The organism is Thermoproteota archaeon (assembly GCA_030130125.1).
In the GTDB taxonomy this organism is placed as follows: Archaea; Korarchaeota; Korarchaeia; order Korarchaeales; family Korarchaeaceae; genus Korarchaeum.
The window spans coordinates 74,028-83,909 of record JARZZM010000014.1 but is presented as its reverse complement, the minus strand read 5'-3'; the positions used below and the strand labels follow the sequence as shown (position 1 = coordinate 83,909).

The 9,882-nt window shown below is 55.1% G+C and carries 8 protein-coding genes; 5 read left to right on the top strand and 3 right to left on the bottom strand.

The genetic code is table 11. The features are described 5' to 3' along the window. Positions 1 to 534: ABC transporter substrate-binding protein (locus QI197_03440; GenBank protein ID MDK2372414.1), on the bottom strand; the 534-nt coding region annotated here is incomplete at its 3' end. A gap of 162 nt (positions 535 to 696) precedes the next feature. Between QI197_03440 and QI197_03435 the strand changes: the two genes are divergently transcribed. The 5 genes from QI197_03435 (at position 697) to QI197_03415 (ending at position 7,623) form a co-directional block, all read left to right on the top strand. Continuing rightward, a complete protein-coding gene (locus tag QI197_03435) occupies positions 697 to 2,736 on the top strand; it encodes a hydantoinase/oxoprolinase family protein (GenBank protein MDK2372413.1) in 2,040 nt (679 codons plus the stop codon). Beyond that, positions 2,737 to 4,389, top strand: coding sequence for a hydantoinase B/oxoprolinase family protein (locus QI197_03430; protein MDK2372412.1), 1,653 nt, complete (start codon positions 2,737 to 2,739; stop codon positions 4,387 to 4,389). It abuts the gene before it with no gap. A gap of 261 nt (positions 4,390 to 4,650) precedes the next feature. Further along, a complete protein-coding gene (locus QI197_03425) occupies positions 4,651 to 5,667 on the top strand; it encodes a hypothetical protein (GenBank protein MDK2372411.1) in 1,017 nt (338 codons plus the stop codon). Positions 5,668 to 5,706: 39 nt separating this feature from the next. Next, complete coding sequence (locus QI197_03420; protein MDK2372410.1) at positions 5,707 to 7,107, top strand: ABC transporter substrate-binding protein; 1,401 nt, start codon at positions 5,707 to 5,709, stop codon at positions 7,105 to 7,107. A gap of 87 nt (positions 7,108 to 7,194) precedes the next feature. Continuing rightward, the gene (locus QI197_03415; protein ID MDK2372409.1) at positions 7,195 to 7,623 is read left to right on the top strand and encodes a CBS domain-containing protein; all 429 of its coding nucleotides are present in this window, start codon (positions 7,195 to 7,197) and stop codon (positions 7,621 to 7,623) included. Here the strand turns inward: QI197_03415 and QI197_03410 are convergent. Together QI197_03410 and QI197_03405 are read right to left on the bottom strand one after the other, a co-directional pair. Further along, a complete protein-coding gene (locus QI197_03410) occupies positions 7,580 to 8,074 on the bottom strand; it encodes a dual specificity protein phosphatase family protein (protein MDK2372408.1) in 495 nt (164 codons plus the stop codon). The two genes, QI197_03415 and QI197_03410, sit on opposite strands and share 44 nt — an antisense overlap. A 2-nt stretch (positions 8,075 to 8,076) precedes the next feature. Further along, positions 8,077 to 9,882: an MFS transporter gene (locus QI197_03405; protein ID MDK2372407.1), complete on the bottom strand. Its 1,806-nt coding sequence runs from the start codon at positions 9,880 to 9,882 to the stop codon at positions 8,077 to 8,079.

Below are 9,882 nucleotides of genomic sequence, written 5' to 3'. Positions count from 1 at the left end.
CTTCTTGTTCAGCCAGTTCACAAAGTCCACATGCTGCTTGGCGAACATCTCATCGTGTGGGGTGGTCCTGAAGAACCACTTGTATCCCCTCGCTGTGAGAGTGGGCGACGTGGACTCGGGGTTGAGCATCGGGACGTGGTATCTCTCGCACACCTCGCTCACGGTCTTGGTGACGGCGCTCTGGTAGGAGCCGAGCATTGCAACTACCTTCTCCTCAGTTATTAGCCTCTCGGCCTCGGCAGCACCGGTCTCGGGCTTGCCGGCACTGTCTCCAAACACGAGAACGATCTTAGCCCCTCCCAGGTTCTTTATACCGCCAGCATTGTTTATCTCCTCGATGGCGAACTCTAACCCTCTCTTCAAGTCAGCGCCGGTCTCAGCTAGCTTGCCCGACAGAGGGAGCACCACGCCGACCTTGACCTCCTTAACGGCACCCCCTCCTCCCTGCATCATCAGAACAGCGGCTGCCACAATAATGACAACGATTACAACTATAGCGGCCAGAAGGGACTTACTTAACCCCCTTCTCCTCACCAACGCGACCACCTTTGATCTAATTGTGTCGGCAGCCTTACATATATACCTTTCCATTGAAAGGTAAAAATCTTTGAAAAATAAACGATTTTGACGATAGTAAAGATTAAAAGTTAGGTAAAGATCTTTGATGACAAAGAGTTGACCGGATCGGGATAGGATATGTGGAGGACGGGAGTCGACATCGGGGGTACCTTCACCGATATCGTCTTCCTAGATGAGGAATCCGGTAAATTAAAGGTTCTAAAAGTTCTAACAACCCCCAAGAGGCCTAGTAAAGCTGTTCTATCTGGTTTGGAGGAATCCAAGGTAGAGTTATCTGAGATCTCAACTCTAGTGCACGCCACGACCTTGGGTACCAATATGTTCTTGGGTCAGGAGGGATTGGTCCCACCCAAGGTGGCCCTGATCACCACCAAGGGCTTCAGAGACATCTTAGAGATAGGAAGGCAGCGCAGGCCCGAACTCTATAACCTCTTCTTCGAGAAGCCACCACCCTTGGTAAGGAGAAGGGACAGGTACGAGATTGAGGAGAGGATAGACGCTTGGGGAAACGTGCTAATTCCTCTCAACGTTAAGGAAGCCAAGAAGCTGGCGGACCTCATCTGCGAGAAAGGATATGAGGTGGTTGCAGTCTCCTTCCTCCACAGCTACATGAACTCCATCCACGAGGATAAGATGCTCCAGATACTCAAGGAGAGATGCCCTGACCTCGATGTCATACTCTCGTCCAAGGTGAACCCCGAGCACAAGGAGTACGAGAGGACCAGCACCACGGTAGTCAACGCCTTCCTGAGGAAGCTACTCTCGACCTACCTGACGAACTTGGAGAGGGAGCTCCGGAGGAAGGGATTTGAGGGCAGGCTCCTGGTCATGCAGAGCAGTGGCGGGGTGTCAAAGGTCGAGTACGCTGTAGAGAGGCCTGCGGCCTTCATAGAATCCGGTCCTGCAGCAGGAGCGGTGGCTGTCGCGCACTACTCCAAAATGGCCGGAGATGATAGGGTGATAGGCTTCGACATGGGCGGAACTACCGCCAAGGCCTCGACAGTGATAGGGGGAGAGCCGACGGTCACCACGGAGTACGAGGTGGGTGGGAAGGTCCACGCAGGCAGGCTGGTGAAGGGATCTGGCTACCCCGTGCGATTCCCCTTCATAGATCTGGCGGAGGTCAGCGCCGGCGGTGGCACCATAGCTTGGATAGACGAGGGCGGAGCTTTAAGGGTCGGTCCCATAAGCGCGGGTGCCGAGCCAGGTCCGGCCTGCTACGGGAGGGGAGGGGATAAGGCCACGATAACCGATGCGAACTTCCTCTTGGGCAGGTTAGGGAAGAAGCTTGCGGGAGGAAGCCTGATACTTAGGAAGGAGCTGGCTGAGAAGGCCATTGGTGGCTTGGCTGTCGAACTGGGTTTGGAGATGGAGGAGGCCGCGATGGGCATAATAAAGCTGGCCAACACGGTCATGGCTAAGGCCCTGAGGATAGTGACGGTGGAGAGGGGTCACGATCCTAGAGACTTTGTGATGTATGTCTTCGGTGGTGCAGGTCCCCTGCACGGGGTGGAGCTAGCGAGGGAACTGGAGGCTAAGGAAGTGCTGGTACCCATCCATCCGGGGGTCTTCTCAGCGTTCGGGCTCCTCTTGACTGACTACAGGGTGGACACCGTCAGGAGCGTGATGAAGCTAGCAGAGGAGACCGAGGATAGGGAGGTGGAGGAGGCGCTGGCCCAGCTCGAGGTGGAAGCCAGCAGGGAACTCGAGGGAGTCAGGGAGGTGCACGCAATCCCGAGCTTGGACATGAGGTACAGGGGACAGGCCTACGATCTCAATGTACCGTGGAGGGGATCGATCGATCAGGCGATAAGGGACTTCCATGCCACTCACGGGAGGGTGTACAGCTTCTCATCTCCTGACGAGCCTGTGGAGATAGTGAATGTGAGACTGGCACTAATAGGGTCCCTGAGGAAGCTCCAGTTCCCGAGAATGAGGGCCGAGGAGTACAGGCCGGAGCTCGAGGGATCCAGAAAGGTGTACTTCGAGGACAGGGGGTGGGTAGATGCGTCTGTTTACTCTAGGGAAAAGCTCAAGCCTGGAGCCACGCTTGAAGGCCCGGCTGTAGTGGAGGAGTACGACTCGACGACGTTGGTCCCACCAGGACACCTGCTGAGGGTGGATGAGTTCGGGAACCTGAGAATAAGGGTGACATGAATGGTAGACCCCGTCACCGTGGAGGTGATCAGGAGCTCCTCCTCCTACATAGCTGAGGAGATGGGTATTGTACTGAGGAACGCGGCCTACTCCCCGAACATAAGGGACAGGATGGACCACAGCTGCGCGATCCTTCTGGATAACGGGGAGATGATAGCTCAGGCTGAACATATACCCGTCCACCTGGGTAGCATGGCCGTGGGGGTCAAGAACACCATAGATTACCTGCAGAGATCCTCTGTGGAGCTGGAGGAGGGCGACATAATCGTGCTTAACGACCCGTACATAGCGGGAACTCATCTGAACGACGTGACCATGGTGAAACCCCTCTTCCACAGGGGGGAGATATTCGGGTATGTGGCGAACAAGGCTCACCATGTCGATGTTGGGGGAATGGTCCCCGGAAGCATAAGCGGCAGCGCGAAGGAGTTGATTCAGGAGGGACTGGTCCTCCCTCCGCTGAAGATAGTCAGGAAGGGCCAGCTCGACATAAGCGTGCTCAACCTGATCCTGAGTAACGTGAGGGTTCCTAGGTACACTAGAGGTGATCTGAAGGCTCAGATAGCGGCCCTCAACGTTGGCGAGAGGAGGCTGAGGGAGCTGATAGACAAGTACGGGCTGGAGACGGTGACAGAGGCTTGGAACAGGACGATAGACTACACGGCCAACTACCTGAGGGGGAAGCTTAAGGAGGTACCTCCAGGCCTCTACAGCGCCGAGGATTACATGGAGGCCGACGACAGGCTGCTGGCCATCAGAGTCAGGGTGCAGCTCTCTAAGGAGTCCATAAGGGTAGACTTCACCGAAACCGATGAGCAGGTCGACATACCTATAAACGCTGTCTACGGCGTGACCGTTGCCGCCACCTCTTACGCGATAAAGGCTGCCCTGGATCCGAATCTGCCCATGAACTACGGGTTCTTCAAGGTCGTCAGGGTAGAAGCTAGGGAAGGAACGCTCGTTCACCCGAAAAAGCCCGCTCCTGTGGCAGCGGGCAACGTAGAGACCTCCCAGAGGATAGCTGAGACCGTCCTGAAGGCGCTGGCCGAGCCGCTGAGGGGGAGGATACCTGCAGCCTCCCACGGGAGCATGAACAACGTGATGGTGGGAGGAATACATGAAGGAAGGAGCTGGGCGTTCTACGAGACAATAGGAGGCGGGATGGGGGGCAGGCCGGGTAAGGACGGCGTCGACGGCGTTCACACCCACATGACCAACACCATGAACACCCCGATCGAAGTCATAGAGAGGGAGTGTCCGGTCCTCTTCGTCGAGTACAGCCTAAGGGATGATTCGGGAGGTCCAGGTCAGTACAGGGGCGGACTGGGGATAACTAGAGCGTTCAAGATCCTCTCGGACAGGGCCGTACTATCCATAGCTACTGAGAGGGTTAAGCTCAGACCTTGGGGATTGGAGGGAGGATTGGAGGGGAAGAACGGCTTCCACTACGTTAAGAGGAACGGGGAGAGGATCGTGCTCGGGGCCAAGGCCACCATGGAGCTGATGAAGGGGGATGTGGTCTACATAAACACCCCCGGTGGTGGGGGTTACGGGGATCCCAAGTTCAGGGATCCATCTCTCGTGAAGGAGGACCTGCTGGATGGAAAGATATCGGAGGAAACTGCCCTAAAGGTGTACGGACTGACAATCTAACTTTCTTTTTACGTCCAGCCCTTCCTATTGACGACGGACTGGGTAGCATCCGAGTTTAAACTCTCGAATTGAAGCGAGGCTGCATACGCTTATAGGCATCATCGCACCGGTTGGGACTGGAGCGGAGCACTAAAACAGACTTGTCATATTCTCCCTCATGTTATAAAGCTTTTACTAATTTTAGCTAGCTTCCTAACCTTAGTATCTAAATTAGACCCAATCTTTATATTATATTGAATCTTGAACGCCCGGTGCTCTCGTATGAACAGGAGAGTAGCCCTCTTTCTAGCCCTGTCGTTCGTACTCGTGTTTGGTGCCACCGTTTTTCCGCTATCGGCCCAGAAGAAGGTTGTCGGTTTAGACGTAGCCCCGGGGAGAGTCAAGGACCTAGACGCCGAGATCGGTCAGAAATATCTGAAGAAGCTCAAGGACTACTTGACGTCTTGGGGCTACGAGGTGAAGGAGCTGACCCAGCTGACACCCGAGACCCTGAAGGATGTTGATGTACTGATAATCGGTAAGATGAAGGACTACAACAGCAAGTTCTCCCCATCTGAGGTGCAAGCCATTGCCAGCTGGTTCAAACAGGGAGGAAAGCTTCTATGGGTTGGAGCTGACTCCGACTACGTAGAGCCTTATCTCAAGCCTGAGGATGTTGGATTCAAGGCTGAGGAGCCCAATAAGATACTGTCGGCCGTAGGTTCATCCATAAGGATAGAGTACGCTAGCTTGGAGGATCCCGAATCCAACGCCGGTGCGGCCTACAGGGTCGTGAGCTACGAGGCCAATCATCAGGGATGGGCCGCAGAGATAACTAAGGGAGCCGATAAGGTCCTCTTCCACGGACCCACCCTCCTAGCCGGATACAAGGATGGGAAGTTCGTCCCCTTCGACCAAGTTGTGGGTGACACGTGTGTCTGGCTCTACAGGAGCAGCGACAAGGGAACTGTGGTGAGCCACGACGGCATAGACCCGAAGGCCTATAGGGTGGGACAGACCGGCAGCTTCGTGGAAGCTGCGGCCGAGAAGATAGCTGTTGGCTCCACCTACAGCAAGCTGATAGTCACTGGCGAGTCCCTCCTAGGTGACAGGACCATAATAAGCGAGGAGTACCACGGCGTCAAGCTGCAGGGACCGACCTTCGTGAAGAACGCCTTGGCTTGGGGTACCACTGTCGAGAGCGCCGGCCTGCCCATTGAGTGGATAGCTGCCATAATCGTGGTGATAATAATCGTGGTGGTAGGCGCCTACCTGGCCATGAAGAGGAAGAGGTCTTAAGCCGCCCCCTCCCCCTCTTTTTCCCGAAGGTGGTGCTACGTGAATGTCAAGTATTTGCTCGTAGTGATCGCGATCTTGGTGATCGGTGCTGCGGTCCTTTTCCTGCTCAAGCCGAGCGGCGAGACGACAACCACCACCCAGCAAACTCAGAAGGGCATAGTCCTGAAGATAATAACTAGGCACGCCAGCGAGATCCAAGAAGTAACTAGGGAGAGGTTCCTCAAGACGGACATAGCCAAGAAGTACAACATAGTGGATCTCCAGTTCTACAGCCCTCATGTCGCCCTGTGGAGAGATACCATACTCAAGCAGGAGCCGGACGTTGCTTGGGGTGGGGGGCCCGCATTATTCAACGAGCTGATCAGGCAGGGGCTCCTAGCACCGATAACAGACCCAGATGCCCTCAAAGAGATCGAGAGCCTCCCTGACAAGATAGGAGGCTCTGAGATAAAACACTACGAGAACGGTAAGCTCATGTGGGTAGCTGCGGCCATCTCCTCGTTCGGTTTCAGCGTAAACGAGCCTCTGCTCAAGAAGTACGGCCTACCGGAGCCTAAATCTTGGAAGGACTTGGCGAGCCCGGAGATGGCTAAGATCCTGCCTAAGCCAGCCATATCCTATGCTAGGGCCCTTACCTCCACATCTCACACTAGGATATATCAGATCATACTCCAGAAGTACGGGTGGGACGAGGGATGGGAGATCCTAGCTAGGATGGCCGCCAATGGCAGGCCGTACGGCGGTTCCGTAGAGGCCCTCACGGCTGTGGAGACTGGGGAGACCCCCATAGGCATAATGATCGACTTCTATGGGTACGGGGCCCAGATCGAGTTCCCCGGCCTGAAGTACATACTCCCATACAACGAGTCCATAGTCAACGGCGATCCCATCGCCCTCCTGAAGACCTCCAAGCATCCAGACGCCGCTCAGGCCTTCATAAAATGGGTGATTTCGGTGGAGGGCCAGAAGATATGGCTCCACAAGAAGATAAACAGGATGCCCGTCAGGGCCGATGTGTTCAACACTCCCGAGGGTAAGGAGAGGCCTGATCTTAAGAGGGCCTATGAGCAGACCGTCAACAACATAGGCATACCCTTCGATGAGAAGCTGGCCACGGAGATCCTGTTCTCTCTCAAGTACTACTTCGACTCGGTGTACTGCGATCCACACGACCAGCTCGTGAGGACATGGGCGAAACTGGTCAAGGCCTACAAGGCGGGCAAGCTCACCGAGGAGCAGTTCAAGAAGTTCTCTAGGGAACTGGGAAGACCTCTTACGTGGACCGAGGACGGCAAGCAAGTCTCCTTCACACTAGAATACGCCAAGCAGATCAATGAGAAGTTGAGGGACACGGCCTTCGCCAACAAGATGCAGAAGATCTGGAGACAGGCCGCGGTGGAGAGATACGAGAAGCTTTACGAAGAGATACCCAACCCCTGATCCCCTACCATCCTAAATTTTTCACAGTCCTCCGTTCGAACCATAACTTTTTTAGAATTCCCCTCACTGGTGAGGGGGGCGAAGAGGATGCCTTATATGAAGGTTGGAGATCTCCTGAAGGGGTACGGCTTCATAAGCGTTACCCCGGACAAGACCGTAAGAGAAGCGGCTAAGGTGATGGCGAACAAGGGGATCGGCTTCTTGGTGGTTGTGGACTCAAGCGACCCCCGAAAGGTGGTGGGGGTCCTCTCTGAGAGGGACATCATCAGGGCCTTGGCCAGCAACAAGGAGGATGCCAAGGTCGAAGAGCTCATGACCAAGGATGTCGTCACGGTGAAGGACACGGACACCCTCTATAAGGCAGCTAAGCTCATGAGGGAGCACAGAATCAGGCACCTCGTAGTTGTAAACGAGGACGGCATCCCAGTCGGTGTGCTCAGCATAAGGGACCTGACCTACGAGGAGGGCGCGCTCAAGGCCCTCGCCGAGGAGATAGAGAGCGAGTTCTCCCCTTGAAGTAGGTGTAATAGAACCAGATCGCATCGTACTGCTGCTGGGTCTCTATGGAGCAAGGCCTCATGGATCTGAGGTGCTCGATGGCTTCATCAGGCCGCATTCCTTTTGAGACGAAGTAAGCGGCCAGAACGGTGCCGGTCCTCCCGCATCCCGCCAAACAGTGGACCAGCACCTTCTTTCCCTCCCCAACTTTCTGGTTTATCAGGTCGACTATCTGAGCTAGGAGCTCTACGGGCGGAGCCGAGAAGTTCTCGATGGGAAAGAAATAATGCTCCATTCCCAGCTCCCTCAATCTCTCGATCACACGCTCGTCATACTCCTCCGACTTCACGAGCGATACCACGACCTTTATTCCCTTATTTGCCAGCCAATCGATCTCTTCCGGTGAATAGGGAAGAGCGGAACCCGCCACATGCTCGTCCACGAAAGAGAAGTTTCCCGGCTTCCTCAATCTCACACCGGCCAGGCCATATGCTTGAACGCTATAACTCTTAACACGTCTGACGCGTCCTCAACAGCATCTATCATGTTCTCGAAGAGCTCCACGAAGTCCCTCAGGTTCATGAGCTTGACCACATCTATCTCCACGTGAAGCAACTCCTCCATTGCCTGCTGATGTAATTCATCGAACACCGACTCGAGCGTGTCTATCTCGCTCACGATATCCAATGATGACTCGATGTCTTCTCTTATGATCTCTATTGCCCTGAAGAGCCTGTTTGAGATCCACTTGGAGACCCTAGCCATCTCCCTCATGAGCTCCCTTATCTTCGGGGGTATATCTTCTGGATTGAGGGTTCTGAGCCTCCTCGATGCGCCCAAGGCGAAAGAAGCGATCCTGTCCACCCTACCGACGAGCCTAGCGAAGTCTGCTTTGTCTTGGCCCGAGAGACTGCTGAACCAAAGTTGCCTGTCTATGGCTATCCTGATCTCGTCAGCTTGCCTCTCAAACTCCTTGACCATCTTGAAGCTCCTCTCATCCCTTACCCCACTTGAGTAATTGCTCACCATGTCGGCGAAGCTCTCTACCGCCTTCACGACCTTTGAAGCGTGATCCACCACCATGTCGTAGGCTGGCCAGAAGGGCCTCGTCTCCTTCATAAGGAAGATGAGGAAGGATCCAGCGGCCATCATCAGGGCGGTGAGCATGAAGGTACCTCCGAACCCGTAGACCTCGCCCACGGCTCCCAAGGTCAGGGCACCAGTCATATAGCCGAAGTCCCTGAGCGATGTGTACAGGCCCATTGATCGTCCCCTCACCGTGGGTGGGGCTGCGTCAGCCGAGATGGCGGGGAGTATAGGGTAGTAGAGGCCCACACCCAGCCCCAAGGTGACGGAGGCTAGAGCTAAATATAGGGGATCTCCTAGGGAGTGGAGAAGATATATGCTGACAGCCTTGATGGAGAATCCCATGAAGATGGGGATCCTCCTCCCGAAAACATCCGAGATCCTCCCGGAGAACGGCATCAGGAGGGCCCAAGATAGAGTGTTCAGACCCTGTATGAAACCAATCTGGGTGGTCCCGAACCCCAAGGAACTCAGGTAGAGGGGTAAGAGTCCCCATATGAGCGCATCAGAGAACTGAGCTACGTGGCCGAGGAAGTAGGTGAGCCTCAGGGTCCCGCTTCTTAAACACATGGAATACGCTTGGACCGTGGGCATCTCCTCTACTTCTGCTCCCTCGACCCTCGTTTCGGAGATGCCCACCAAGGAGAGAATAAGAGCTAGGGCCGAGGCGACCAACGTTATGTAGAAGGCATCGGGTATGTTCCTGACCTCGGACACGTAGCCTCCCAAGAATGACCCAGCCGTGTATCCACCGTAAACAGAGGCCTCCATTATACCCAAACTAAGGCCGTGCCTCGCCCTCCCTCCGGCCTCCGATAGAACTATCATCACACCGGAATCGACCAACCCCTGACTCCAACCCATCATGAGGGAGGCGGCGGCCACCATCAACAGGTCTCTGCTGTATATGAGCAGTAAGGTACCGGCGAAGAACATTCCAGCCCCTAAAACGACGGCTACCTTCCTGCCCAGCTTATCAGACAAGTATCCGGCCAATAGATCAGCCAGACCCTTGAAGGCTCCGAATGAGAGTATGGGGAGGAGCACGATAAAGAGGTAAGAATAGGTCTGTTGGACGAATCCGCTCACGTACAGCGGGAGAACTGCCCTCTGCACACCCATGCCCGCCCCTATTGAGAGGGTGGTCATGGCAGCAGAGACCATTATCCTTCCGGAGTCTCTCCCGCTCAA